Genomic DNA, 24,383 nt, shown 5'->3' with positions numbered 1-24,383 from the left:
AGTGGCCGACGAGTTGAACCCCGCAGCGATCTTCCGTGCCGGTACCCGCCTGCGACACGTCGTCAAGCGCACGCCGCTGGAGCTCAGCGCCCGCCTGAGCGGCGAGCTCGGCGTCCCGGTGCGCTTCAAGCGCGAGGACATGCAGGTCTGCCGCTCGTACAAGGTGCGCGGCGCCTACAACCTCATCTCCTCGCTCGGGCCCGAGGAGCGGGAGCGCGGCGTGGTGTGCGCGAGCGCCGGCAACCACGCGCAGGGGGTGGCCTTCGCCTGCCGCCAGCTGGAGATCGAGGGCCGGGTGTACCTGCCGGCCAACACGCCCCGCCAGAAGCGGCGGCGCATCGCCGAGATCGGCGGCGACTGGGTGGAGCCGGTGATCGTCGGCAGCTCCTTCGACGAGGCCAGCCGGGCCTCGCGGGAGGACAGCGAGCGCACCGGCGCGGTCTACGTGCACCCCTTCGACGACCCGCGCACCATCGCCGGGCAGGGCACCGTCGGGCTGGAGATCGCCGAGCAGCACGAGGGCCCGCTGGACACGGTGATCGTGCCGGTCGGCGGGGGAGGGCTGCTCGCGGGCATCGTGCTGTGGCTCAAGGAGCACTTCCCGGAGACCCGGGTGGTCGGCGCCGAGCCGGCCGGGGCCGCCAGCATGCGCGCCGCCCTGGAGCACGGCGGGCCGATCGCGCTGCCCAGCGTGGACACCTTCGTCGACGGCGCCGCGGTCGGGCGCGTCGGTGACCTGGGCTACCAGGTGGTGCGGGAGCTGGTCGACGAGGTCGTGGCCGTGCCCGAGGGCGCGGTGTGCACCGAGATGATCGAGCTCTACCAGACCGAGGGCATCATCGCCGAGCCCGCCGGGGCGCTGGCCAGCGCCGCCGCGCGGCTGCCGCTGGAGCGGCCGGTGCGCGGCCCGGTGGTGTGCGTGGTCTCCGGCGGCAACAACGACCTGAGCCGCTACGGGGAGGTCGTGGAGCGCTCCCTGGTGCACGAGGGCCTGCGGCACTACTTCCTGGTGACGTTCCCGCAGGAGCCGGGCGCGCTGCGGCACTTCCTCGACGACGTGCTCGACGACGGCCAGGACATCGTGGCCTTCGAGTACGTCAAGAAGAACAACCGGGAGACCGGCCCGGCGCTGGTGGGCATCGAGCTGGACCGGGTCGACGAGCTGGAGGGGTTGCTGCGGCGGATGAAGGACTCCCCGCTGCAGATCGAGCAGGTCTCGCCGGGCTCGCCGCTGTTCTCGTTCCTGCTCTGAGCGCTCCCGGCCCGCCCGCTCGGCGGCGCGGGCCGGGCCTGGGCGCGAGGTCGGTCGTCCCCCCCCCCGGGAGGATCAGGAACGGGTGGCGCGCTCGGACAGCACGCGGACCATCTCGGCGACCGAGGCGCGGCGGGCGGCGCGGACGGCGTCGAACAGCGGGCGCAGCGCGTCGGTGCGGGCGCGGATCGCCGAGGCGGACAGGGCCCCGCCCGGCGAGTCGTCGGTGGCAACCCACAGGATCGCCTCGACCTCGGCGGCGCGCTGCAGGATGCGCAGCGTGCGCTGCGGCACGTCCGCGGGCCAGTCGGGGGCCGGCCGGGAGGCCACCGTCGCGGCGATCTCCTCGCGCACCCCCGGGCGCTGCTTGGCGACACCGAGTTCGATCAGCGCGGTGGCGGCTTCGCGCATCGCCGAGGCCATGCCGTGCTCGGCCTCGCCGATCGGCAGGTGCTCGAACGGCGGCAGCTCGCCCACGCCGAACACGGTCCAGCGCAGGATCCCCTCGGCGACGCGTTCGGGGACCAGGCCCAGCCCGGCGTTGGGCAGCACCACGGCCTCGCCGGTGCGCATGGCCAGCTTCGCGAACGGGCTCGACCCGCCGAGTCCGCGGGCGTCGCCGGGGATGGGCAGCACGAGCTCGCCGTTGGACGCCCCGGCCTTGCGCAGCGCGGCCAGCAGCAGCGCGGGACCGGCGGGGGTGTCGTCGGGGCCGGGGAGCTCCAGGCGCGCGGCCAGGTCCTCGTCAGCGGCGCGGACTTCCTGCGCTTCGGCCCAGGTCTGCAGGGCGTCGAGCACGTCGTCCGAGGCGGCTGCACCGTGCAGCCAGGCGGACGTCCAGACAACCATCGTGGCGCTTGGGCAAGGCACGTGGAGAAAGGGTACGGATCCGCTCGCGCGGCGCTCGTCGGGGGAGGGCGAGTGTGATCCGCTCCGCGCGGCGCGCCGCACCCCGCACGTCCACCGATCGGACTACCGTCAGGCCTCGTGCGTTCGGTTGACTACGGCAAGGACGTCCTCGCGGGTCCGCGCCGCACGAAGGTGCCCGAGGTCCCCGCCGAACCGGGGCTGGTGGTCGAAGACCCCGCCAGCGGGTTCTGCGGCGCGGTGGTGCGGGTGGAGAAGGACACCGTGGTGCTGGAGGACCGGCACGGCAACCAGCGGGTGTTCCCGATGCGCCCGGCGGCGTTCCTGCACGAGGGCAAGCCGGCGACGTTGGTCCCGGTCCGCGCCGCGGCGCCGCGCGGGCCCGGGCGCTCGGCGTCGGGCTCGGTGCGCGTGGAGGGGCTGCGGGCGCGCACCGCCCGGGCGAGCCGCATCTGGGTGGAGGGCCTGCACGACGCCGAGCTGGTGGAGCGGATCTGGGGCCACGACCTGCGGGTGGAGGGCGTGGTGGTGGAGCCGCTGGGCGGCGTGGACGAGCTGCCCGGCCTGCTCGCCGAGTTCGGCCCGGGACCGGGCCGCCGGGTCGGGGTGCTGGTCGACCACCTGGTGCCGGGGAGCAAGGAGTCCCGGCTGGTGGAGGCCATCGACGATCCGCACGTGCTCGTCACCGGCCACCCGTTCGTCGACGTCTGGGAGGCGGTGAAGCCGCGGGTGCTCGGGATCGACGCCTGGCCCCGGGTGCCGCGCGGTGTCGACTGGAAGAGCGGGGTGTGCGCGCAGCTGGGGTGGGGCGAGCCCGCCGACGGGTGGCGTCGGGTGCTGGCCGCGGTGTCCGGCTTCCGCGACGTCGAGCCGCCGTTGCTGGGCGCGGTGGAGCGGCTCATCGACTTCGTGACGGCCGACTCGCCGGAGCGCTGAACCGCATCACGCGTTGATCACGCCGGACGCGACTGCTCTCGCCGCGGTGCGCGGTCTGCCACCATGGGGGCATGACGCCCGCGTTGCTGTGGTTGATCGCCGGGGTGCTGCTGGTCGCTGCCGAGGTGCTCTCCGGCGAGTTCGTCCTGGTGATGCTCGGGGCCGCAGCACTGGGCGCTGCCGCGGCCTCCGCGCTGGGCGCGTCGTTGGTGGTGGACGCCGCGGTCTTCGCCGTGCTGGGCCTGGGACTGATCTTCGTCGCGCGCCCGGCGCTCAAGCGCCGGCTGAGCCACCCGCTGGAGATCAAGACCGGTGTGGACGCCCTGGTGGGCAAGCGGGCGGTGGCCGAATCCACAGTGGACGTCCACGGTGGAAGGGTGCGCATCGACGGCGACCTGTGGTCGGCGCGGGCGTTGGACGAGACGCAGGTGATCCAGGCAGGACAGACGGTCACCGTGATCGAGATCGCTGGGGCGACGGCAGTGGTGTCGGCCGAGCCGTGAGGAGATGAGGGTGTGGAATTGAGTGGACTGATCGTGCTGGCGGTCGTCGTGCTGCTGGTGCTGATCATCGCGGTGAAGTCGGTGATGGTGGTGCCGCAGGCCCAGACGGCCGTGGTCGAGCGCCTGGGCAAGTTCCGCACGGTGGCCGAGCCGGGACTGAACTTCCTGGTGCCGTTCCTGGACCGGGTGCGCGCCCGCATCGACCTGCGCGAGCAGGTGGTGTCGTTCCCGCCGCAGCCGGTGATCACCCAGGACAACCTGACGGTGTCGATCGACACGGTGGTGTACTTCCAGGTCACCGACTCGCGGTCGGCGGTGTACGAGATCTCCAACTACATCGTCGCGGTGGAGCAGCTGACCACCACCACGCTGCGCAACGTGGTCGGCGCGATGAGCCTGGAGGAGACGCTGACCTCCCGCGACGCGATCAACACGCAGCTGCGCGGGGTGCTGGACCAGGAGACCGGCCGGTGGGGCATCCGGGTCGCGCGGGTGGAGCTCAAGGCGATCGACCCGCCTCCGTCGATCCAGGACTCGATGGAGAAGCAGATGCGCGCCGACCGGGAGAAGCGCGCCATGATCCTCAACGCCGAGGGCGAGCGGGAGTCGGCGATCAAGACCGCTGAGGGGCAGAAGCAGGCCGCGATCCTGGCGGCCGAGGGCCAGAAGCAGGCGGCGATCCTGGCCGCGGAGGCCGAGCGGCAGTCCAGCATCCTGCGGGCGCAGGGTGAGCGGGCCAGCCGCTACCTGCAGGCGCAGGGCCAGGCCAAGGCGATCGAGAAGGTCTTCGCGGCGGTCAAGCGCGGCAAGCCGACCCCGGAGCTGCTGGCCTACCAGTACCTGCAGACGCTGCCGCAGATGGCGCAGGGCGACGCCAACAAGGTGTGGGTGGTGCCCAGCGAGTTCGGCAAGTCCCTGGAGGGCTTCGCGCGGATGCTCGGTGCCCCGGGCGAGGACGGTGTGTTCCGCTACGAGCCGCCGGAGGAGGAGCCGCCGAGCACGGCGCCGGAGGAGGACGAGGAGTCGGTCAAGTCCTGGTTCGACACCTCCACCCCGCCGGAGGTCGCCGAGGCGGTGCGCGAGGCCGAGGCCGTCGCGCGCAAGGAGGTGCCCGGCCCGACGCTGGGCGACCAGGCTCCGCGGCCGGGCCAGCCCGGCTGACCGAGAGCACGACTGCGGGCGCCCGCTGGCACGAGCGGGCGCCCCCACTGCTCTCCGTGGACGATCACCCCGGCACGTGGCCGGCGTAGGTGCCGAAGCTCCAGGTGTTGCCCTCGGGGTCGCGGACGGAGAACTCGCGGGAGCCGTAGTCCTCGTCGTGCGGCGCGGAGACGGTCTCCGCACCGGCGGCCACGGCCCGCTCGTGCAGCGCGTCGGGCTCGGCGGTGACCGCGTAGGTGTTGGCTGACCCCTTCGGCCTGGCGAACGGGTTGGCCGGGTCGCAGGTGCCGATCATGACGCCGCCGCCCTCCGGCCAGCGGAGCTCGGCGTGCACGACCTCGCCGTCGTGGCCGGGCACGACCAGGGACTCCTCGAAGCCGAAGGCTTCCACCAGGAAGCGGATGCCCGCCTCCCGGTCGGCGTAGGGGACCACGGGCCAGAGCCCGATCGGTGGCTCGTTCGTCGTCATGCCACCCAGGGTGCGTCGCCGAGGTGCTGCGCGCCTTGGACGAATGGAAGCTCCTCGGCGATCCACTGCGACGGCGCCATCCCGCTGAACTCCCGCCAGTCCCGGTTGAAGTGGGCCTGGTCGGTGTAGCCGCAGTCGGCGGCGATGTCGGCGAGGCTGGTCCGGGCGCCGGTGACGATGCGGCGGCGGGCGGCCTGGAACCGCAGCACGCGGGCCAGCAGCTTGGGGGAGGGGCCGAACTCGCGGCGGAACCGGGCGGTGAGGTGCTGGCGGCTCCACCCGACGGCGGCGGCCAGCTCGCCGATGGGCACGTGCCCGTCGCTCTCGATCAGCCGCCGCCAGACCCGGTCCAGCTCGGGGGAGGGCAGCGACGCGGGGTCGGCGATGCGGTGCAGCACCGTGCAGAGCAGCGCGAACCGCTCGCTCCACGTGCCCGCCGGCCGCAGCCGCTCGGTGAGCTCGGCGGAGGCCCGGCCGAGCAGGTCGGCCAGCTCGGCGCCGGTGCCGGCGAGCTCCGCGGCGGGCACGCCGAGCAGGGCGCGGGCGCCGAGCGGGGTGAGCTCGAGCTGGATGCCGTGCTGGAGCTCGCCGTACGGGATGTGCGCCGGTCTGCTGTGCAGGCCCCCGACGAGGGCGGTGCAGGACAGCTGGTGGCCGGTGTCGAAGGTGACGTCCACGGTCTCGTCCAGCGCGATGATCGCGGTCAGGCTCGGCGAGGGCAGGCCGCGGTGCACGCCGGGCGCGGAGTGCAGCCGGTAGCCGCTGATCTCGGTGATCAGTGGGCGCAGCGGGGGAGGCGGCGTTGCTCTGACGTACTGCGACGAGGCCACGGGCTGAGGGTAGGCGGCCGTCCGTCGCCGGTCGCTCCGCTCTCACGGTTTTGTCGTCACGATCGCTTCAGTGTCGAGTGAAATTACTGCTCGGGAGCGCGTCGCACCGGAGGCGCAGGAACGATCGTCAGAGCTCGGAGCCGGGATCGAGGTAGGGGCCGCCGGCGATGCCGAAGGCGCGGACCGTGCCGAGCAGGTGCTCACGGAGGCGGGTCTTGGCCAGCTCCGGGTCGCCGTCGCGCAGCGCGGCCGCCAGCTGGCCGTGCTGGTGGTTGATGCGGGAGCGCGCGGTGTGGGTGCGGGCGGTGGCGGTGATGCGCATCTGCTTGTCGCGCAGGGCGTTGTAGAGGTCCGCGACCACGGGGTTGCCGGCCGCGGCGACCAGCGTGGCGTGGAAGGCGCGGTCGGCTTCGTGCATGGCGGCGTCGCTGAGCTCGGTGGTGTCGCAGGCCGGGTGCTCGGCCAGTTCCTCGCCGACGGCGGTCATCGCCCCGCCGCCCTGCAGGGCGAGCTTGTCGATGGCGAAGCTCTCCAGCGCCAGGCGGGCTTCCACCACGGCGCGGGCTTCGTTCGGGGTGACCGGGACGACGAGGGCGCCCCGCTTGGGGTACAGCCGCAGGAAGCCTTCGGTCTGCAGCCGCAGGAAGGCCTCGCGCACGGGGGTGCGGGACATCTGCAGCGCGGCGGCCACCTCGCCCTCGGACAGCAGCTCGCCGTCCGGGTAGCTGCCGTCCAGCAGCCCGGCCTTGACGTGCTGGTAGGCCCGGTCGGCGGCGGGTGGCTCGGGCGCTGCGCCCGAGGTCGCGGTGGTGGAGGACACGGTTTCGCGTGGTGTTGCGCTCGACACGGGGTCATCGTACTTCCACCCAACTTGTATCTAAGATGGATACAAGTTCTGGGAGAGGAGTCACGAGTTGTCCGGCACGGCCACCGCCCCGCACCCCGCCGGACCGCGGGTCGATCACGTCAACAGCCCCTCGCGCACGGCTTGGCTCGTGTGGGGGCTGGGCGCGCTCTGCTACTGCGCGGCGCTGTTCCACCGCGCCAGCCTCGGCGTCGCCGCCCCCGAAGCGCTGCACCGCTTCGCGATCGGCCCGGCGGTGCTCTCGCTGTTCTCCGCCCTGCAGCTGGGCATCTACCTGGTGCTGCAGGTGCCGTCCGGGCTGCTGGCCGACCGGCTGGGGCCGCGGAAGGTGATCACCGGCGGCATGGTGGCGCTGGCCGCCGGGTCCGCGGTGTTCGCGGTGAGCGGCTCGATCGTCGGCGGGATCGTCGGCCGGGTGCTCATCGGCTTCGGCGACGCCTTCATGTTCACCAACGTGCTGCGGCTGGCCGCGCACTGGTTCCCGCCGCACCGGTTCGGCCGGGTCGCGGCGATCACCGGCCTGGCCGGCGGGCTGGGGCAGGTTGTCTCCACGCTGCCGCTGGGCCTGGCCCTGCACGGCCTGGGCTGGGTGCCCACCTTCACCGGGGCCGCCGTGCTCACCGCCGCACTGGCGGCCGCGGCGGGGCTGGCGATCCGCGACCGGCCCGCGCGGGCCGCGGTCTCCGACGAGCCCGCGCCGGAGCCGGAGCGGATCGCGCACACCCTGCGCCACGTCTGCGCCCAGCGCGGCACCAAGCACTCGTTCTGGGTGCACTTCGTGCTCATGGCGCAGTTCGTCGCGGTGACCACGCTGTGGGGCGGGCCGTGGCTGACCGAGTCGCAGGGGCACGGCCAGGCCGAGGTCGGGTCGCTGCTGCTGATCAGCGTCGTGGGCTTCATCGCCGGGTCCTGGTTCGCCGGGCAGTTCATCTCCGGCCGCCCGGTGCGGCGCGACCGGTTCACGCTGGGCCTGTCCTGCGCCGTGGTGGCGGTGTGGGCGCTGCTGGTCGGCTGGCCCGGTGTGCTGCCGATGCCGCTGCTGGTGGTGGCGCTCGTGGTCATCGGCCTCGGCGGCGGTGCGGCGATGCTGGCCTTCGACGGGGCCCGGATGGCCAACGCCGAGCACCGCTCCGGGACCGCCACCGGGGTGGTCAACATGGGCGGGTTCAGCGCCTCGGTGCTCATCCAACTGCTGGTGGGCGTGGTGCTGCAGCTCGTGTCGTCCCTGCCCTCCGCGCAGGCCTACCGCTGGGCGTTCGCGCCGGTGCTGGTGCTGGTGGCGGTCGGCACGGTGGCGCAGTGGTGGCTGCGGGACCGGCGTTGCGCCGGCTGAGCGCGGTGGCCGCGCCGGGGCCGTGTTGCGCCACGCGGGCGCGGTGGTGCCGTTAGGGTCGAGCGGCGGACGCGGACCCGGTCGGCCAGCGGCGGTCGGCCCAGCGATGGAGGTTGTCGTGACCACGGCGCTGGAACTGCACAACTACGTCGACGGCGGACCTGCGGGGACCTTGGCGGGGGAGACCCTGCCCCTGGTCGACCCGAGCACCGGCGAGGAGTACGGCAGCAGTCCGCTGACGCGCTGGATGGACGTGGACGCGGTCATGGCGGTGGCCGCCTCGGCGTACGAGTCGTGGTCGCAGACCACGCCGCGGCAGCGGCAGCACGCGCTGCTGGAGGTCGCCGACGCGCTGGAGGACCGCGCCGAGGAGCTGGTGCTGGCCGAGTGCCGCAACACCGGCAAGCCGTGGTCGGTGGTGCGCGACGACGAGCTGCCGCTGGCGGTGGACCTGATCCGCTTCTACGCCGGGGCGGCGCGGGTGCAGGAGGACAGCGCCGCCGGCGAGTACCAGCCGGGGATGACCTCGTTCGCCCGCCGCGAGCCCATCGGGGTGTGCGCGCAGGTCACCTCCTGGACGCACCCGCTGCTGCTGGCCGCGGCCAAGTTCGCCCCGGCGGTGGCGGCGGGCAACACCGTGGTGCTCAAGCCGGCCGAGACCACCCCGGTGAGCTCGGTGCTCCTGGCCGAGATCGCGGGGGAGCAGCTGCCGGACGGGGTGCTGAACCTGATCTGCGGCGACCGGGACAGCGGCCGCGCCATGGTGGCGCACGAGGTGCCGGGCATGTTCTCGATCACCGGCACGGTCCGGTCGGGCATGGAGGTCGCGGGCTCGGCGGCGGCCGATCTCAAGCGCGCCCACCTGCAGCTCGGCGGCAAGGCCCCGGCGGTGGTGTTCGACGACGCCGACGTGGCGCGCGCGGCCCGGCGGATCGCGGTGGCGGCGTTCGGCAACGCCGGCCAGAGCTGCACGGCGGCCAGCCGGGTGCTGGCCGGACCGGGCGTGTACGAGGACCTGCTGGCCGAGCTGGTGCGGTGGGCGCGCGAGATGCGCCCGGGGCCGCCGCAGGACCCCGACGCCGCGTTCGGCCCGCTCAACAGCCTCGGCCAACTGGAGCTGGTGCAGGCGCACCTGGCCCGGCTGCCCGACCACGCGGAGATCCTCGCCGGCGGCAACCGCCGCGGCGAGCGGGGCTTCTTCCACGAGGCGACGGTGGTCGCCGGGGTGGAGCAGGACGACGAGCTGGTGCAGAACGAGCTGCTGGGGCCGGTGCTGACGGTGCAGCGGTTCCAGACCGAGGACGAGGCGGTGCAGCTGGCCAACGGCGTGCGCTACGGGCTGGCGGCGAGCGTGTGGACGCGCGACCACGGGCGGGCCATGCGGGTCTCGCGGCGCTTGCAGGCGGGCACGGTGTGGATCAACACCCACCACCCGCTGGCGGCGGAGATGCCGCACAGCGGCTTCAAGCACTCGGCCTCGGCCCGCGACTTCGGCCGCTACGGGCTGGAGGAGTACAGCCGCATCAAGCACGTCATGTCCGCCTGGGACGACGACTGACCACGACCCCGCCGCTCGATGAGGTGAGGAGTGCAGGGCACCTCTCGCCAACCCGGTGGGTGCGAGGTGCCCTCCACCTCGTCGGGTTCATCTGGTCGGGTGAGGAGCGCGGTGCCAGGGGCGGGCGTGCTCGAAGGCGCGGGCGGCGCGCAGGACCGTGGCGTCGGCGTGCCGCGGACCGACGATCTGCAACCCGATCGGCAGTCCCTCGCCGGTGCGCCCGCAGGGCACGCTCGCGGCGGGCTGCTGGGTCATGTTGAACGGGTAGGTGAACGGCGTCCAGCTGGTCCACCGCTCCGCGCCCGACCCCGGCGGCACCTCGACCCCGGCCTCGAACGGCGGGATCGGCACGGTCGGGGTCAGCAGCAGGTCGTAGGTCTCGTGGAAGGCGCCCATGCGCTGCCCGAGCAGCATGCGGGTGTTGGTGGCCTCCAGGTAGTCCTGCGCGGAGTAGGTCAGGCCCTGGCGGCAGATCTCCTGCAGTCCCGGGTCGAGCAGCTCGCGCTGCTCGGGCGTGAGGTGCTCGATCGACTTGGCCGCACCCGCGAACCACAGGACGTGGAAGTCCGCCACCGGGTCGCTGATGCCCGGGTCGGTCTGCTCGACCACGGCGCCGAGCTCTTCGAAGGCGCGGGCGGCGTCGGTGACGGCCCGCGCGACGTCCGGGTGCACCTCGGTGCCGAAGCCGAGGTCGAGGCTGACCGCGATGCGCAGCCCGCGCACCCCGTCCTCCAGGCCGTCCAGGTAGGACCTCGTGGGCGGCTCCAGCGCCGACCAGTCGCGGCTGTCGGGCCCGGAGAGCACGTCGAGCATCAGCGCGGTCTCGGTGACCGTGGTGGTCATCGGCCCCGCGTGGGCGAGCGTGCCGTACGGGCTGGCGGGGTAGTGGGGGACGCGGCCGTAGGTGGCCTTGAGCGCGACGATGCCGCAGAACGCGGCGGGGATGCGCACCGACCCGCCGCCGTCGGTGCCGATGGCCAGCGGCGCCATGCCGAGCGCGACGGCCGCCGCGGCGCCGCCGCTGGAGCCGCCTGCGGTGCGGGAGGTGTCCCAGGGGTTGCGGGTGATCCCGGTCAGCGGGCTGTCGGTGACGCCCTTCCACGCCAGCTCCGGGGTGGTGGTCTTGCCGACGAACACCGCACCGTGCTCCCGAAGGCGGGCCACGGTGGGGGCGTCGACGGTCCAGCGCTGGTCCGGGTCGATCGTGCGGGAGCCGCGCAGCGTCGGCCAGTCCTGGGTCAGGAAGATGTCCTTGATCGAGGTCGGCACCCCGTCCAGCCGCCCGGCGGGTTCACCACGCTGCCAGCGCTGTTCGGAGGCGCGGGCCTGCTGCAGCGCCCGCTCGCCGTCGACCAGGCAGTAGGCGTTGACGGACGGGTCGGCCTCGGTGATGCGCTGCAGGACGGCCTCGGTGGCTTCCACCGGGGACAGCTCGCCGGCGGCGTAGGCGGCGAGCAGGTCGGGGGCCGTGAGGTCGGCGGGCTGGGTGTCGGCCATTCAACTCTCCGTTCCGCTGGGGTATCCCCGCTGCTTGTCCACGACGTTGCGCAGCTGCTCGCCCTGGGCGTAGGCGCGCAGGTTGGCCAGGAACAGGTCGACGAGCTCGTCGACCCAGCCGACGGTGTCGCCGGACATGTGCGGGGAGATGAGCACGTTGGGCATCCCCCACAGCGGCGAGCTCTCCGGCAGCGGTTCGGTCTCGAAGACGTCCAGCGCGGCCCCGGCGAGCTGTCCGGCCTGCAGCGCGGCGACGAGGTCGGCTTCCACGACCAGCTCCCCGCGGCCGACGTTGACCAGCCGGGCGCTGGGGCGGCAGTGGGCGAGGACCTCGGCGTCGACCAGTCCCTTGGTCTGCTCGGTCAGCGGTGCGGCCAGCACGACGTAGTCGAAGGCGCCGATGACGTGGGCGAGGTTGTCGGAGGCGTGCACGTCGCCGAAGTCGGGGTCCTCAGCGCGGGCGGTGCGCCCGGCGCCGGAGACGCGCAGGCCCGCGGCGCGCAGCTGGCGGGCGATGGCGCGCCCGATGGGGCCGGTGCCCACGACGAGCGCGGACTTGCCGGCGATGCGTTCGGTGACGCGGTGCTGCCACTGCTTGCGGTCCTGCAGCCGCAGCGTGGTGTGCATGTCCTTGGCGAAGGTGAGCACGGTGGCCAGGACGTACTCGGCCATCGGCTGGTCGAACACGCCGCGGGAGTTGGTCAGCACGACCTCGGAGTCGCGCAGGGCGGGGAACAGCAGGCGGTCCACCCCGGCGCTGGAGGAGTGGATCCACCGCAGGGCGTCGGCGTGCGGCCAGGCGTCGGGGATCGCCCCGGAGCGGAAGTCCCAGACGAACAGCACGTCCGCGCCGGCCACCGCGGTGGGCAGCTCGTGGGCCTCGGCGTAGCGGAGCTCGGCGTGGTCGCCGATGCGCTCCAGCTCCGCGGGTGGGGTGCCGCCGTGGAGGGCGACGACGGTGGGAGTGCGGTTGATCATGTGCCGACCTTAGGGGCTCGTGGGTCCGGGCGCCCGACGCCGTGGGGCGTGGGCGTGGCGCGTTACGGGCAGATTTCCCGCCGCAGGCCTGGGAAAGCACACTCGGCCGGAGGCATTGACACGCTATGGAGCGCTCGTAGGATTGTCAACAATCCACGGGTACCCTCGGCGGACGAGGTGACGACCGCCCGCTCGATCCGGGACCGGAGGAGATGCACCACCAGTCACCCCACTCCTGCGAACGGAAAGATCCACGATGCCCAGGTACCTGTCGATCACGCTGGAAAAGCGCGGTGTGTCGTGCGTGGCCGAGCTGTTGGACAAGGACGCCCCCCGGACGTGCGAAGCGGTGTGGCAGGCGCTCCCGCAGGTCGGGCCCGTGCACCACGCCAAGTACGCCCGCAACGAGGTCTACACGATGGTGCCGCGGTTCGCCGAGGAGGAACCCGGCCAGGAGAACCCCACGGTCACCCCGATCCCGGGGGACGTCGTCTACTTCTCCTTCCCCGGCGGCATGCTCGACCGGGCGTTCAAGGAGGAGAAGGGCATCCACGAGCTGCCAGGCGTGATCGACCTGGCCATCTTCTACGGGCGCAACAACCTGCTGCTCAACGGAGACGTCGGCTGGGTGCCGGGCAACGTCTACGCGACCATCGTCGAGGGCCTGGACCGGATGGCCGAGGCCTGCAACGACGTGTGGCGCTCCGGCAGCGTCGGGGAGACCCTGCGCTACGACCGCTACGAGGGATGACGGGAGCCGCCGCATGCCGCCTGACTTCCTCGGGGCGGTGTCCGGCCCGCAGCCGCAGCGCGGCGTGGGCGTGATCGCTCCTTTCGACCTCGCGCTGGACCGCGAGCTGTGGCGGTGGGTTCCGCCGGAGGTGTCGCTGTACCTGACGCGCACCGCGTTCGTCCCGGTGCCGGTGACCGTGGAACAGGCCAACCTGGTCTCCGACGAGGCGTCGGTGCACGGGGCGACCCGCGACCTGCTGGTCCCGGAACCGGAGGTGGTGGCCTACGCCTGCACCTCCGGCAGCTTCGTCAACGGGGCCACCGGTGAGCGGGCGCTGGTCGAGGTCATGCTGCAGGCCGGCGCACCGGCGGCGGTGACCGCCTCCGGTGCGCTGGTGCAGGCCCTGCAGACGCTGGGCATCACCCGGATCTCGGTGGCCACCCCGTACGTGGTCAGCGTGACCGACCGGTTGCGTGCCTTCCTCGGCGAGTACGGCATCGAGGTGGTCGCCAGCGTCGGGCTGGGGCTCCTCGGTCAGATCTGGAAGGTCGGCTACGGGCAGGTGGTCGACATCGTGCGCTCGGCGGACCGACCGGAGGCCGAGGCGATGTTCATCAGCTGCACCAACCTGCCCACCTACGACATCATCGGCCCGCTGGAGCAGGAACTGGGCAAGCCGGTGCTCACGGCGAACCAGGTGACCCTGTGGGCCGCGCTGCGCATGATGGGGCTGCGCCCGGTGGCTCCGGAGCAGCGGTTGCTGCAGGCCGTGGACGCGCCTGCCGCGTGATCGCCCGCCCGCGCGCTCGTCGCGCGGGGCGGGCCTTCCGGCTGTGGCGAAACGCAAAGATTGCATCACGAGCACATGACCGCGGCGAACCGTGCGTTAAGATTGTCAACAATCGACCGGTCGCCTGAAGGTTCGCGGCGGTGACGATCCGACGTCGAGAAGGATGGAGCACCTCGTGCCGCACACCGCAGGGATCCTCTACCCCGGCTACAGCGCCGAAGACGACTACCCGGTCCTCGAACGCCTGCTCGGTGACGACGTCCGGCTCCCGCTGGTGCACACCCTCATGCGCGAGGACGCGCACCGGGTGGACGCGCTGCTGGACATCGGCTCCGACGAAGTCCTGGCCGAGGGGGCCCGTGAGCTGCTGTCGCACGGCGTGCAGTCGGTGATCTGGGCGTGCACGTCGGGCAGCTTCGTCTTCGGCTGGCAGGGCGCGCGCGAGCAGGTGGAGAAGCTGCAGGCCGTCACCGGGCTGCCCACCTCCAGCACCTCGTTCGCGTTCGTGCACGCCGCCGCACGGCTGGGCCTGCGGCGGGTCGCGGTGGCCGCGACCTACCCGGCCGACGTGGCCGCGAGGTTCGCGGAGTTCCTGCAGGCCGGCGACCTGGAGGTGGTGCGGTTGTCCAGCCGGGGCATCATCACCGCCGCCGAGGTCGGCACGCTCGGACGCGACGAGGTGCTGGCCTTCGCCCAGGCCAACGACGACGACCGGGCCGATGCGCTGCTGATGCCCGACACCGCGCTGCACACCGCGGCGTGGCTGGACGAGCTGGAGGACGCACTGGGCAAGCCGGTGCTCACCGCCAACCAGGTCAGCGCCTGGGAGGCGTTGCGGCTGGCCGGTGCGCGGCAGGCGCGCGACGGAATGGGAGAGCTGTTCCGCCGAGGAGCGGACGGGGAGCGCAGTGGCTCCCCGGGTTAGGGAGTTGGTGTTCAGTGCTCGGGGCCTACGAGCAGAACCAGCAGCCAGGTGAGTTGGAGCCGGTGCAGCGCAAGTCGACCGCGGCCATCGTGGCCGACCAGCTGCGCGCGGCGATCATGTACGGGTCGCTGCCGCCGGGCAGCCAGCTGGGCGAGGCCGAACTGGCCGCCCGGCTGGGGGTGAGCCGGGGGCCTCTCCGGGAGGCGATGCAGCGGTTGGTCGCCGAAGGGCTGCTGCGCAGCGAGCCGCACCGCGGCTTGTTCGTGATGGACCTCGACGAGCAGGACGTCCACGACATCTACCTGGCGAGACTGGCCGTGGAGCGCGCGGCGTGCGAGCAGATCGTGCGCCACCACCGGGTGGAGGCGGTGGCGGAGCTGACCGCCGCGCAGAGCCGGATGGTCGCCGCGGCGGGCAAGGGCGACCCGATCGCCCTGGCCGACGCCGACCAGGAGTTCCACGAGACCCTGGTGCGGGTCTCGGGCAGCGCCCGCCTGCAGCGCATGGCGCAGACCCTGCTGGTGGAGAAGCGGATGTGCCTGACCGCGCTGCAGGACAAGTACCACGCCGACGTGCAGGCCCTGGTCGACGAGCACAAGGGCCTGGTGGACGCGATCGAGGCCGGGGACGAGCAGCTGCTGCTGGCCCGGCTGGAAGCGCACATGACCGACGCGCTGGAGCGGCTCAACGGGTCGATGGCCAGCTGAGCGGCCGGTCGGTGGTGCGCCCGGCGCGCACCACCGACCGGTGCCGGTCACAGACCGCCGATGGCGACGTACTTGGTCTCCAGGAACTCGTCGATGCCGACCTTGCCGCCCTCGCGGCCCAGCCCGGAGTGCTTGACCCCGCCGAAGGGGGCCGCCGGGTTGGACACGATGCCCTGGTTGAGCCCGACCATGCCGGTCTCCAGCTCCTCGGAGACCCGCAGCGCGCGCTGCAGGTCGCGGGTGTAGAGGTAGCTGACCAGGCCGTACTCGGTGTCGTTGGCCTGGGCGATGACCGCCTGCTCGTCGGTGAAGGTGGTGATGGGCGCGACCGGCCCGAAGATCTCCTCCCGGCTCAGGCGGGCCTCCACGGGCACGTCGGCCAGCACGGTGGGCTGGTAGAAGTAGCCCTCGCCGTCGGCGGCGGCCCCGCCGGTGACGACCTCGGCGCCGCGCTCGACGGCGTCGGAGACCAGCTCGGTGACCTTGTTCAGCTGGGCGTCGTCGATCAGCGGGCCCACCTGCACGTCGTCGCTGACGCCGCGGCCCACCTGCAGGCCGGCCATCCGCTCGGCCAGCCGCCGGGAGAACTCCTCGGCGACGTCGGCGTGCACGTAGAACCGGTTGGCCGCGGTGCAGGCCTCGCCGACGTTGCGCATCTTGGCCAGCATCGCGCCGTCGACCGCGGCGTCGAGGTCGGCGTCGGGGAAGACCAGGAACGGCGCGTTGCCGCCCAGTTCCATCGACACCCGCAGCACCTGGTCGGCGGACTGCTCGATGAGCTTGCGGCCCACCGCGGTGGAGCCGGTGAACGACAGCTTGCGGGCGCGGCCGTCGCGGATCATCGGCTCCATCAGCTGCCCGGCGCTGCGCGAGGTGACCACGTTGAGCACGCCGTCGGGCAGCCCGGCCTCCTGCAGGACCTCGACCAGCGCCAGCATCGACAGCGGGGTCTGGTGGGCGGGCTTGATCACCGAGGTGCAGCCCGCGGCGATGGCCGGGCCGATCTTGCGGGTGCCCATCGCCAGCGGGAAGTTCCACGGGGTGATCAGCAGCGCCGGGCCGACCGGCTGGCGCATCACCAGGAACCGGCCGGAGCCGTTGGGGGCCACCGCGTAGTCGCCGCCGATGCGCACCGCTTCCTCGGCGAACCAGCGGAAGAACTCCGCGGCGTAGGTGATCTCGGCCCGCGACTCGGTCAGCGGCTTGCCCATCTCCAGGGTCATCAGCAGCGCCAGGTCCTCGTGCCGGGACATGATGATCTCGTAGGCGCGGCGCAGGATCTCGCCGCGCTCGCGGGGTGGGTGCTTGGCCCAGCGCGCCTGGGCCTCGCTGGCGGCGGCGAGCGCGGCCAGCCCGTCGTCGGGGGAGGCGTCGGCCACCGAGCACAGCGCCCGGCCGGTGGAGGGGTCCTCCACCTCGTAGGTCCGGTCAGCCTCGGCCGGGCGCCACTTGCCGCCGATGAACAGCTGCTTGGGGACGGCGTCGACGACGGTGGCCTCTCGGGGGTGCTGGGGGGCGGAAATGGTCATGACACGCGAACCCTTCTGGCTCGGACGGTGGACAGCGACGCTCGGTGATGGTTGCATGACAACCGAGATTGTCGACAATCCTACATTTTCACAACGCTTGGAGACGATCATGGCTGAGCTCTCGCCGGTGCTCAAGCAGGCCACGCCGGTCCTGGCCGCCCGCGGTGAAGGCGTCTACCTCTACGACGAGCAGGACCGGCGGTACCTGGACTTCACCGCCGGGATCGGGGTGACCAGCACCGGGCACTGCCACCCGCGGGTCGTCGAGGCGGCCCAGCGCCAGGTGGGTACCCTGATCCACGGCCAGTACACGACAGTCATGCACCGTCCGCTGCTCGAACTCACCGAACGGCTCGGTGAGGTCCTCCCCGAGGGGCTGGACCGGCTGTTCTACGTCAACTCCGGCAGCGAGGCGGTCGAGGCCGCGGTGCGGTTGGCGCGGCAGGCCACCGGACGGCAGAACGTCGTGGCCATGCAGGGCGGCTTCCACGGCCGCACGATGGGCGCCGGCGCGCTGACCAGCTCCGGCACCAAGGTGCGGGCCGGCATCGGGCCGATGATGCCGGGCGTGGTGTTCACCCCGTTCCCCGAGCCCTACCGGCACCGCTGCAGCGAGGCCGAGGCGGTGCGGTTCGCCCTGGCGGAGCTCGACCAGCTGCTGGTCACCGTCAGCTCCCCGCGCGACACCGCGGCCATCATCGTCGAACCCGTCCTGGGCGAAGGCGGCTACATCCCCGCCCCGCCGGAGTTCCTGGCCGGGCTGCGCGAGCGCGCCGACCGGCACGGCATCCTGCTCATCGTCGACGAGGTGCAGACCGGTGTGGGCCGCACCGGGCGGTTCTGGGGCCACGACCACGCCGGCATCCGGCCGGACGTCCTGATCACCGCCAAGGGCCTGGCCAGCGGCTTCCCGCTGTCGGCCATCGCCGCCCCCGAGGAGCTGATGAGCAAGGCCTGGCCCGGCTCGCAGGGCGGCACCTACGGCGGCAACGCGGTGGCCGCCGCGGCCGCCATCGCCACCCTCGACGTGGTGCGCGACGAGAAGCTCGTGGAGAACGCCGCCGAGCAGGGCCAGCGGCTGCGCGAAGGCCTGCGCGAGGTCGCCGCGCAGCACCCGGTCATCGGCGACGTGCGCGGTCTCGGCCTGATGCTGGCCAACGAGTTCACCAGCGCCGACGGCACCCCGGACGCCGCCACCGCGGCCCGCGCGCACGCCGCCGCGGCCGAGCGCGGGCTGCTGCTGCTCACCTGCGGCCCGCACGGCAACGTGGTGCGGATGATCCCGCCCCTGGTCGTCACCGCCGACCAGGTCGACGAGGCGCTCCGGCTGTGGGGCGAGGCGGTCGCCGCCGCCGTCTGACCAGCGGTGTCGGTGGTGGGTGTGAGCTGGGACTCGCACCCACCACCAGCCCAAACGGCGGTTCGACGGTCACCGTTCGGTAGCGGGGGCTGCCTGGCGGCCCCCGGTCTGGGATGCTGCACGCCGACGATCGACCGCGTGCGGGACGCACCCGCATTGGACCGACGCAGGTGTGAGCATGAGCGATTGGTCGGCTGATCAGCAGCCGAGAGGCCGGAGACCGCAAGGCGGTGGCTACGACTACTACCGGGGCTTCCGCGAGCAGGGCCCGGACCGGCCCCGGGCGGGGCACCGCCCGCCCCCACCGCCGCCTCGGCGCGGGCACCGGCCGCCGGTCAACGAGGGCCCGCCACCCCGCCCACCGCGCCGCACGAAGCGCTGGGGCCGGCGCATCGGCGTCACGCTGGTCGTGCTGGTGCTGCTGCTGGGCGGCCTGGTGCTCTACTTCGACAGCACCCTGCAGCGCACCGCCGCGCTGGAGTTCGGCGGCCAGGCGCCGGACTCGGCGGGCAGCAACTGGCTGCTGGTGGGCTCGGACAGCCGCGAGGGCCTCGACGACGCCCAGCGCGAGGAGCTCTCGGCCGGTGACGCCGGCGGGCGCCGCACCGACACCATGATGCTGGTGCACATCCCCGACGGCGGTGGCCAGCCGGCGATGATCAGCCTGCCCCGCGACTCCTACGTGTCCATCCCCGGGCACGGCAAGACCAAGCTCAACTCCGCGTTCGCCTTCGGCGGTCCGCAGCTGCTGGCGCAGACCGTGGAGCAAGCCACCGGGGTGCACATCGACCACTACGCCGAGATCGGCTTCGGTGGCTTCGCCGACCTGGTCGACGCCGTCGGCGGGGTGGACATGTGCCTGGACGAGCCGATGAACGACGACATGGCCAACGTCCACCTGGAGGCCGGCTGCCAGACGCTGGACGGGCCGACCGCGCTGGGCTTCGTCCGGGCCCGCTACTCGCTGCAGGGCGGGGACCTGGAGCGCGCGGAGAACCAGCGCAAGCTGCTGGGAGCCCTGGTCGACCAGGCCACCAGCCCGGCCACGCTGCTCAACCCGTTCCGGCTGTTCCCGCTGGCCTCCGGGGCGAGCAAGACGTTCCTGGTCAACGACGGCGACCACCTGTGGCACCTGGCGTCGCTGGCGCTGGCGCTGGGGGACATCAGCGGCGGCGAGGGCGTGACCACCAGCGTGCCGTTCGGCCGGTTCGGCCGGGACGCCAACGGCGGTTCGGTCATCGTCTGGGACTCCGACGACGCCTCGCGCATGTTCGACGCGATCGCCAACGACGAGCCCATCCCACCGGACCTGCTCGAGCAGTGAGCCACGACACGGTGCGGGCCGCCCCCGAGTCCTCGGGAGCGGCCCGCACCGCCGTTGGGAGGGACGATCAGGAGGCGAAGCGCCGCAGCTGGTTGGCGTTGCCGTTGAAGGTGTCCTGCCCACCCGGCAGCGGTCCCCGGTCGCTGTGCTGCCAGATGCTCTGGTAGTCCCAGCCGGCGGGCAGTTCGCCGGCCTGGGGCCCGTAGCGGGCGATCCACAGCGGGTTGTTCGGCGCGAAGTCGGGGTTGGCGCCGGTGCAGCGGTTCCACCAGTCGGTGGTGGTGTAGATGACCGGGAAGCGGCCCGTGCGGGCGTGGTAGGTGTTGGAGAAGTCGGCGATCCACCGCGACATCGCCACGGGGTCCAGCCCGTAGCAGCCGTCGCCGTAGGGGTTGTACTCGATGTCCAGCGCACCCGGCAGGGTGGTGCCGTCCTTCGACCAGCCGCCGCCGTTGTCGACGAAGAAGTGGGCCTGCTCAGCACCGCTGGAGCGGTCGGGCAGCGCGAAGTGGTAGGCGCCGCGGACCATGCCGACCGCGTGCGAGCCGCGGTACTGCTGGTCGAAGTGGGGGTTGCGGAACCCGGTGCCCTCGGTGGCCTTGACGTAGGCGAAGCGGGCACCGTCGGCCCACGCCCGCGCCCAGTCCACATCGCCCTGGTGGCCGCTGACGTCCATTCCGGACACCGCGCCCTTGGGCACCTGCGGCGCCGGGGTGCTGCGGGTGCCCGGTACGCTGTAGCCCGCCCAGGCACCGTTGGGGTCCTGCGGGTCGAGCAGCGGGGCGCTGCGGCCGCTCTCGGGCGCGGCGTGCGCGGTACCCGTGAGCACGGTGGCCGCCGTGACCAGCGCGGCCAGCAGCCTGGACGTCCTACGTGGACGTCCGGGGGTGCGGGAGCGCCGGTGTTGCTTGCCGAACGGACGTCGCACTGAACTCGCCTCCTCACCGACGCGTGAACGTCGACCGGAGCCGGGCCGTTGGACCGGCGGGGCGTGGGGATCTTCTGGCGATCGGAGGATAACCCGGTGTCGCGGACCCTGCCGTGCTCCGACGCGCCGGTCCGTCCCGTCCCGACCGGTCCACAGTGGGCGATTGTGACGCAGGTCTCCCGACTGGAGAATCGCGACGAGGTCAGGTAGGTCTCGGGCATGGCACGACGAACGGGTGGCCCCGGACCGGGGCGGCAGGGGTATCGGCGGCGGCCGGACGACCGCGGCTCCGCCGGAGGTGACCGCGGGGACGAGCACGCGCTGCGGCAGGAGCTGCGCTCCATGCACGGCTCCAGCTACGGCCGCTACAAGTCGCTGCGCGGCCGGTGGTCGTTCGACGGGTTCACCCTCGAGGTGCAGCGCGTGCAGCCCGACCCGTTCGCCCCGGCCAGCCGCTGCGAGGTGCGCGTGCCCGCTCCGGTGGCCGGGTTCCCGGAGGAGCTGTGGCGCGGACCGGTCCGCGCCCGCGCGCTGGCGGGCTACCTGGTGCGGGCCGCCCACCGGCGGTTGCGCGACAGCAGGCTGCGGGTCGACGCCGGCCGCCAGCAGGTGCTCGACCGCTCCGCCTGCCAGGTGGTCGACGGCGAGGTGGTGCTGCGGTTGGGCATCGACCTGCCGGGGCGGGGCCGCACGATCGACGGCCGCCAGGCCGAGCGGGCGCTGTGCGACGAGCTGCCCGAGGCGGTCGAGGTGGCGCTGCGGTGGGCCACGGCCGACCAGGCGCGGGTGCGCGAGTTCGTGGAGTCGGTGGAGGACACCGACGCGCTGCGCCGGAAGCTGCCGGAGCTGGGGCTGATCGCGTTCGTGGCCGACGGGGCGATGCTGCCGCGGCGCAGCGGTGTCGACGACCGGCCGCTGCAGGACGGGGTGCCGTTCGAGTCGCCGGAGTCGATGCGGGTCGAGGTGGAGCTGCCCAACCGCGGCCGGGTGACGGGCATGGGCATCCCGGAGGGGATCACGCTCGTCGTCGGCGGCGGGTTCCACGGCAAGTCGACACTGCTGCGCGCCTTGGAGTTCGGCGTCTACGACCACGTGCCCGGCGACGGCCGGGAGCTGGTGGTGTGCCGGGAGGACACGGTGAAGATCCGCGCCGAGGACGGGCGGCGGGTGCACCGGGTCGACGTCAGCCCGTTCGTCAGCCACCTGCCCACCGGCGCCGACACCACCGACTTCTCCACCGACAACGCCTCGGGTTCGACCTCGCAGGCCGCGGCGATCGTGGAGGCGGTGGAGGCCGGGGCCAAGGTGCTGCTGGTCGACGAGGACACCGCGGCCACGAACCTGATGATCCGCGACGCCCGGATGCAGGAGCTGGTGGCCAAGTCCGCCGAGCCGCTGACACCGTTCGTGGACCTCATCCGCCCGCTGCGGGCCGAGCACGGCGTCTCGACGGTGCTGGTGATGGGCGGCTCCGGGGACTACATGGAGGTCGCCGACCAGGTGGTCATGCTCGACGCCTACCACGCGCGCGACGTGACCGAGCGGGCCAGGGAGCTGGCTGCGCGCCCCACCGGGCGGCGTGCCGAGGCCGAGTCGTTCCCGCCGGTGCGCCACCGCGTGGTGGACCCGCGGTCGATCCCCACTGACCGGCCGAAGGTGCGGGCCCGGGGCGTGGACGCGCTGACCCTCGGGGAGTCCACTGTGGAACTGCGCGGGGTGGAGCAGCTGGTGGACCCCGCGCAGGTGACCGGGATCGGGCTGGCGCTGGTCAGCTGCGCCCGGCGGGGCGTGCTGGACGGCAGGCGGACGGTGGCCGAGGTGCTGCAGGCCTTCGCCGCCGACGTCGCCGAGCGCGGGGTGGCCGCGGTGGACGAGCACCACGTCGGCGACTTCGCGGTGCCGCGCCCCTTCGAGCTGGCGGCGGCGCTGAACCGGCTGCGCGTGCTCAAGGTCGCCGGCTTCCGCACCTGAGCCCGGTGGGCGGGGTTTCGCCGGGCGGCGTCGGGCAGGCATCATCGAGGTGAGCGGAGTTGCTCGATCGCTGCCGCGCCGGTGCGCGGCGGACGGGAGGCGAGCGATGCCTCGCATGAGATTCCCGCAACGAACCACCACCGGTTACGCCGACCGACGGCACGCCGGGCGGGTGCTGGCCCAGCGGTTGGGCGGGTTGGAACTGGTCGATCCGGTCGTGCTCGGCCTGGCCCGCGGTGGGGTGCCCGTCGCCGCGGAGGTCGCCCGCGCGCTCGGCGCGCCGCTGCGGGTGTGCGTGGCGCGCAAGATCGGTGCCCCGAGCCAGCCGGAGCTGGCGGTGGGTGCGGTGACGGCCGAGGGCCCGGCCAGCTTCGACGAGCAGCTGGTGCGCTCGTTCGGCCTCGACGAGCAGACCTTGCAGGCCGCCTGCGAGCGCGAGCGGGCCGAGGCCCGGCGCCGGGAGCGGCTGTACCAGCGCGGTGAGCCGCTGTCGCTGGCCGGGCGGGACGTGGTGCTGGTCGACGACGGTCTGGCCACGGGGGCGACGGCGCGGGCCGCGGTGCGGATGCTGCGCGAGTCCGGGCCGCGCAGCGTCGTGCTGGCGGTGCCGGTGGGCTCGCCGGACTCGGTGGCCGCGCTGCGGGCGGAGGCCGACGTGGTGGTCTGCGTGCTGCAGCCGGTGGGTTTCGCCGCGGTGGGGCAGTGGTACCGCGACTTCCGGCCGACCACGGACGAGGAGATCCGCGACGTCCTCGCCGAGTCCGACTGACCTCCCGCCTGGTCCCGGGGTCGTGAGTGCGTAGACCGCCTGGAGGCGGCGTTCGCACTCACGACCCCGCCGACGTCCGGATCGCACGGACTGCACGTTTCACAGTGCTTTGTCGCTTCAGTGTCGACTGAACTTGAATGCTCAGAGGCACGGTCAGAGCTAGGGGAGAGGACCCTCAGAGCTCTCCGCGACCTCGACGTCCGGGGGTGTCGACGGCGGGGGAGCCGGGTCGTGGCACCGCCCGCGGGGGTTCGCGCGAGGAGGGCCGAGCCGGTGGCGTGATCGCCGGGACCCCGTGTGAGCAGGGCTTCCTGTGGAGCCTCCGGGGGACTCGTGTCCCGGCCGCCGGGTGGCCTGGGCGGCCGCCGTCATGGATTTCATCGATCTCTTTGGTTTCAGTGCAGAACGAAAAGAATCCTGCGGATTGGTCCTCACCAACTCCGGCCCCGACGCGATAACCTCAGCGGCACCCTGCTCGTGCGCCGCGGGAGCCTGCGGAACGGGTGGTCGCCGGCCACCGGTCGGGGGGCTTCGGGCGCGTCGGGGTGGAGTTGGGCAACGGTTTCGGGTTGATTGGGTCGCTATGACTTCCGCTGGACATTCCGAGAGCACGCCGTCGCAGGCAGGCAGGCACGCGCCTCCTCGCCGGGCGGGGGCGAGACGGGGCGAGGAAGCCAGCGAGCAGGGGTACTCCGCCGAGGTCGCCTGGCAGGTGGGTGAGGCGACCGTGGCGCTGGGCGAGCGGTTGTGGGACCCGTCGGTGCCGCACAGCGTGGAGGAGATCGAGAAGGTCATGCGCGGGTTCTCGCTGACGGTGGAGGGGATGTCCACCGGGCTCGGCGGGGTGACGGAGTGGTTGCGGGCCGCGGGGCACGTCGGCCCGCTCTCGGGGCACGCGAGCGTGATGTCCGAGCGGTTGGCGCACATCGGCAAGGAGCTGACCCGCTTGGCGGAGGCGATCGAGCAGGCGCAGCAGCGCGCGAGCTGACCGGCGGCCCGGCCGGCGGGGTGGGTGTGCTCGGCGAGGCCGGGCTGCTCAGTATGTTGGTGCGTGCATCGCGGCTGCGGTGATCGAGTTGTGCCGGTTCGCCGCTCACC

General features: G+C 73.1%; 23 protein-coding genes. 15 read left to right on the top strand and 8 right to left on the bottom strand.

Going from position 1 to position 24,383, the window contains the following annotated elements; translation table 11 throughout:
• Position 1 precedes the first annotated feature (1 nt).
• On the top strand, positions 2–1,252 hold the full coding sequence (gene ilvA / locus HNR68_RS16690; protein WP_179722205.1) for a threonine ammonia-lyase IlvA: 1,251 nt from the start codon (positions 2–4) through the stop codon (positions 1,250–1,252).
• Between the two features lie 75 nt (positions 1,253–1,327).
• Here the strand turns inward: ilvA and HNR68_RS16685 are convergent, their stop codons facing one another.
• Positions 1,328–2,101, bottom strand: a complete 774-nt coding sequence (locus HNR68_RS16685) for a hypothetical protein (RefSeq protein ID WP_179722202.1) — start codon at positions 2,099–2,101, stop codon at positions 1,328–1,330.
• Between the two features lie 138 nt (positions 2,102–2,239).
• Here HNR68_RS16685 and HNR68_RS16680 point away from each other — a divergent pair, with 138 nt between their 5' ends.
• The 3 genes from HNR68_RS16680 (at position 2,240) to HNR68_RS16670 (ending at position 4,719) form a co-directional block, all read left to right on the top strand.
• Positions 2,240–3,055, top strand: a complete 816-nt coding sequence (locus tag HNR68_RS16680) for a DUF3097 family protein (protein WP_179722199.1) — start codon at positions 2,240–2,242, stop codon at positions 3,053–3,055.
• Positions 3,056–3,126: 71 nt separating this feature from the next.
• Positions 3,127–3,558: an NfeD family protein gene (locus HNR68_RS16675; protein WP_179722196.1), complete on the top strand. Its 432-nt coding sequence runs from the start codon at positions 3,127–3,129 to the stop codon at positions 3,556–3,558.
• Positions 3,559–3,570: 12 nt separating this feature from the next.
• Positions 3,571–4,719, top strand: a complete 1,149-nt coding sequence (locus tag HNR68_RS16670; protein ID WP_179722194.1) for an SPFH domain-containing protein — start codon at positions 3,571–3,573, stop codon at positions 4,717–4,719.
• 64 nt (positions 4,720–4,783) lie between these two features.
• Here HNR68_RS16670 and HNR68_RS16665 read toward each other — a convergent pair whose 3' ends face one another.
• The 3 genes from HNR68_RS16665 to HNR68_RS16655 form a co-directional block, all read right to left on the bottom strand.
• Entirely contained in the window at positions 4,784–5,188 is a 405-nt protein-coding gene (locus HNR68_RS16665; protein ID WP_179722191.1) for a VOC family protein, read from the bottom strand.
• Positions 5,185–6,018 (bottom strand): helix-turn-helix domain-containing protein, encoded by an 834-nt coding sequence (locus HNR68_RS16660; protein WP_179722188.1) that lies wholly within the window; start codon positions 6,016–6,018, stop codon positions 5,185–5,187. Before HNR68_RS16660 ends, HNR68_RS16665 begins: the two co-directional genes overlap by 4 nt.
• Before the next feature lie 127 nt (positions 6,019–6,145).
• Entirely contained in the window at positions 6,146–6,838 is a 693-nt protein-coding gene (locus tag HNR68_RS16655; protein ID WP_343050189.1) for a GntR family transcriptional regulator, read from the bottom strand.
• Positions 6,839–6,932: 94 nt separating this feature from the next.
• Between HNR68_RS16655 and HNR68_RS16650 the strand changes: the two genes are divergently transcribed.
• The gene (locus HNR68_RS16650; protein WP_218888327.1) at positions 6,933–8,216 is read left to right on the top strand and encodes an MFS transporter; all 1,284 of its coding nucleotides are present in this window, start codon (positions 6,933–6,935) and stop codon (positions 8,214–8,216) included.
• A 118-nt stretch (positions 8,217–8,334) separates the two neighbouring features.
• The gene (locus tag HNR68_RS16645; protein ID WP_343050188.1) at positions 8,335–9,774 is read left to right on the top strand and encodes an aldehyde dehydrogenase family protein; all 1,440 of its coding nucleotides are present in this window, start codon (positions 8,335–8,337) and stop codon (positions 9,772–9,774) included.
• Between the two features lie 87 nt (positions 9,775–9,861).
• Here the strand turns inward: HNR68_RS16645 and HNR68_RS16640 are convergent, their stop codons facing one another.
• Together HNR68_RS16640 and HNR68_RS16635 are read right to left on the bottom strand one after the other, a co-directional pair.
• Positions 9,862–11,271, bottom strand: a complete 1,410-nt coding sequence (locus tag HNR68_RS16640; RefSeq protein ID WP_179722180.1) for an amidase — start codon at positions 11,269–11,271, stop codon at positions 9,862–9,864.
• On the bottom strand, positions 11,272–12,249 hold the full coding sequence (locus HNR68_RS16635) for a D-2-hydroxyacid dehydrogenase (RefSeq protein WP_179722177.1): 978 nt from the start codon (positions 12,247–12,249) through the stop codon (positions 11,272–11,274).
• 256 nt (positions 12,250–12,505) lie between these two features.
• On the opposite strand from HNR68_RS16635, the gene HNR68_RS16630 reads away from it, so the two are divergent.
• From HNR68_RS16630 to HNR68_RS16615, 4 genes are all read left to right on the top strand, one after another.
• On the top strand, positions 12,506–13,000 hold the full coding sequence (locus HNR68_RS16630; RefSeq protein ID WP_179722174.1) for a DUF3830 family protein: 495 nt from the start codon (positions 12,506–12,508) through the stop codon (positions 12,998–13,000).
• Between the two features lie 13 nt (positions 13,001–13,013).
• Positions 13,014–13,772, top strand: a complete 759-nt coding sequence (locus HNR68_RS16625; protein ID WP_179722171.1) for a maleate cis-trans isomerase family protein — start codon at positions 13,014–13,016, stop codon at positions 13,770–13,772.
• A 175-nt stretch (positions 13,773–13,947) separates the two neighbouring features.
• On the top strand, positions 13,948–14,697 hold the full coding sequence (locus tag HNR68_RS16620; RefSeq protein ID WP_446692587.1) for a maleate cis-trans isomerase family protein: 750 nt from the start codon (positions 13,948–13,950) through the stop codon (positions 14,695–14,697).
• 14 nt (positions 14,698–14,711) lie between these two features.
• Positions 14,712–15,404, top strand: coding sequence for an FCD domain-containing protein (locus HNR68_RS16615; RefSeq protein ID WP_179722165.1), 693 nt, complete (start codon positions 14,712–14,714; stop codon positions 15,402–15,404).
• A 47-nt stretch (positions 15,405–15,451) separates the two neighbouring features.
• Here HNR68_RS16615 and HNR68_RS16610 read toward each other — a convergent pair whose 3' ends face one another.
• Positions 15,452–16,933: an NAD-dependent succinate-semialdehyde dehydrogenase gene (locus tag HNR68_RS16610; RefSeq protein ID WP_179722162.1), complete on the bottom strand. Its 1,482-nt coding sequence runs from the start codon at positions 16,931–16,933 to the stop codon at positions 15,452–15,454.
• Positions 16,934–17,042: 109 nt separating this feature from the next.
• Here HNR68_RS16610 and HNR68_RS16605 point away from each other — a divergent pair, with 109 nt between their 5' ends.
• Positions 17,043–18,293, top strand: a complete 1,251-nt coding sequence (locus tag HNR68_RS16605; protein ID WP_179722159.1) for an aspartate aminotransferase family protein — start codon at positions 17,043–17,045, stop codon at positions 18,291–18,293.
• Positions 18,294–18,471: 178 nt separating this feature from the next.
• Positions 18,472–19,617, top strand: a complete 1,146-nt coding sequence (locus HNR68_RS16600) for an LCP family protein (protein WP_179722156.1) — start codon at positions 18,472–18,474, stop codon at positions 19,615–19,617.
• A 67-nt stretch (positions 19,618–19,684) separates the two neighbouring features.
• Here the strand turns inward: HNR68_RS16600 and HNR68_RS16595 are convergent, their stop codons facing one another.
• A complete protein-coding gene (locus tag HNR68_RS16595; protein ID WP_380573687.1) occupies positions 19,685–20,545 on the bottom strand; it encodes a lysozyme in 861 nt (286 codons plus the stop codon).
• Between the two features lie 219 nt (positions 20,546–20,764).
• Here HNR68_RS16595 and HNR68_RS16590 point away from each other — a divergent pair, with 219 nt between their 5' ends.
• From HNR68_RS16590 to HNR68_RS16580, 3 genes are all read left to right on the top strand, one after another.
• Entirely contained in the window at positions 20,765–22,516 is a 1,752-nt protein-coding gene (locus HNR68_RS16590; RefSeq protein ID WP_179722153.1) for an ABC-ATPase domain-containing protein, read from the top strand.
• Between the two features lie 115 nt (positions 22,517–22,631).
• Positions 22,632–23,285 carry a phosphoribosyltransferase gene (locus HNR68_RS16585; RefSeq protein WP_179725126.1) on the top strand — a complete coding sequence of 218 codons (654 nt, stop codon included), beginning with the start codon at positions 22,632–22,634 and terminating at the stop codon, positions 23,283–23,285.
• Between the two features lie 712 nt (positions 23,286–23,997).
• A complete protein-coding gene (locus tag HNR68_RS16580) occupies positions 23,998–24,273 on the top strand; it encodes a hypothetical protein (protein ID WP_246330471.1) in 276 nt (91 codons plus the stop codon).
• Positions 24,274–24,383: the final 110 nt, after the last annotated feature.

The organism is Saccharopolyspora hordei (genome assembly GCF_013410345.1).
Taxonomy (GTDB): Bacteria; Actinomycetota; Actinomycetes; order Mycobacteriales; family Pseudonocardiaceae; genus Saccharopolyspora; species Saccharopolyspora hordei.
Note: the sequence above shows the minus strand (reverse complement) of the source record. Positions and strands in the feature narration are given on the sequence as shown.

Bases quoted from the DNA above. Each gene is read 5' to 3' on its own strand.
- HNR68_RS16685 (WP_179722202.1), bottom strand. From the start codon at position 2,101: ATGGTTGTCTGGACGTCCGCCTGGCTGCACGGTGCAGCCGCCTCGGAC.
- HNR68_RS16675 (WP_179722196.1), top strand. From the start codon at position 3,127: ATGACGCCCGCGTTGCTGTGGTTGATCGCCGGGGTGCTGCTGGTCGCT.
- HNR68_RS16665 (WP_179722191.1), bottom strand. From the start codon at position 5,188: ATGACGACGAACGAGCCACCGATCGGGCTCTGGCCCGTGGTCCCCTAC.
- HNR68_RS16640 (WP_179722180.1), bottom strand. From the start codon at position 11,271: ATGGCCGACACCCAGCCCGCCGACCTCACGGCCCCCGACCTGCTCGCC.
- HNR68_RS16635 (WP_179722177.1), bottom strand. From the start codon at position 12,249: ATGATCAACCGCACTCCCACCGTCGTCGCCCTCCACGGCGGCACCCCA.
- HNR68_RS16630 (WP_179722174.1), top strand. From the start codon at position 12,506: ATGCCCAGGTACCTGTCGATCACGCTGGAAAAGCGCGGTGTGTCGTGC.
- HNR68_RS16625 (WP_179722171.1), top strand. From the start codon at position 13,014: ATGCCGCCTGACTTCCTCGGGGCGGTGTCCGGCCCGCAGCCGCAGCGC.
- HNR68_RS16610 (WP_179722162.1), bottom strand. From the start codon at position 16,933: ATGACCATTTCCGCCCCCCAGCACCCCCGAGAGGCCACCGTCGTCGAC.
- HNR68_RS16605 (WP_179722159.1), top strand. From the start codon at position 17,043: ATGGCTGAGCTCTCGCCGGTGCTCAAGCAGGCCACGCCGGTCCTGGCC.
- HNR68_RS16600 (WP_179722156.1), top strand. From the start codon at position 18,472: ATGAGCGATTGGTCGGCTGATCAGCAGCCGAGAGGCCGGAGACCGCAA.
- HNR68_RS16590 (WP_179722153.1), top strand. From the start codon at position 20,765: ATGGCACGACGAACGGGTGGCCCCGGACCGGGGCGGCAGGGGTATCGG.
- HNR68_RS16585 (WP_179725126.1), top strand. From the start codon at position 22,632: ATGAGATTCCCGCAACGAACCACCACCGGTTACGCCGACCGACGGCAC.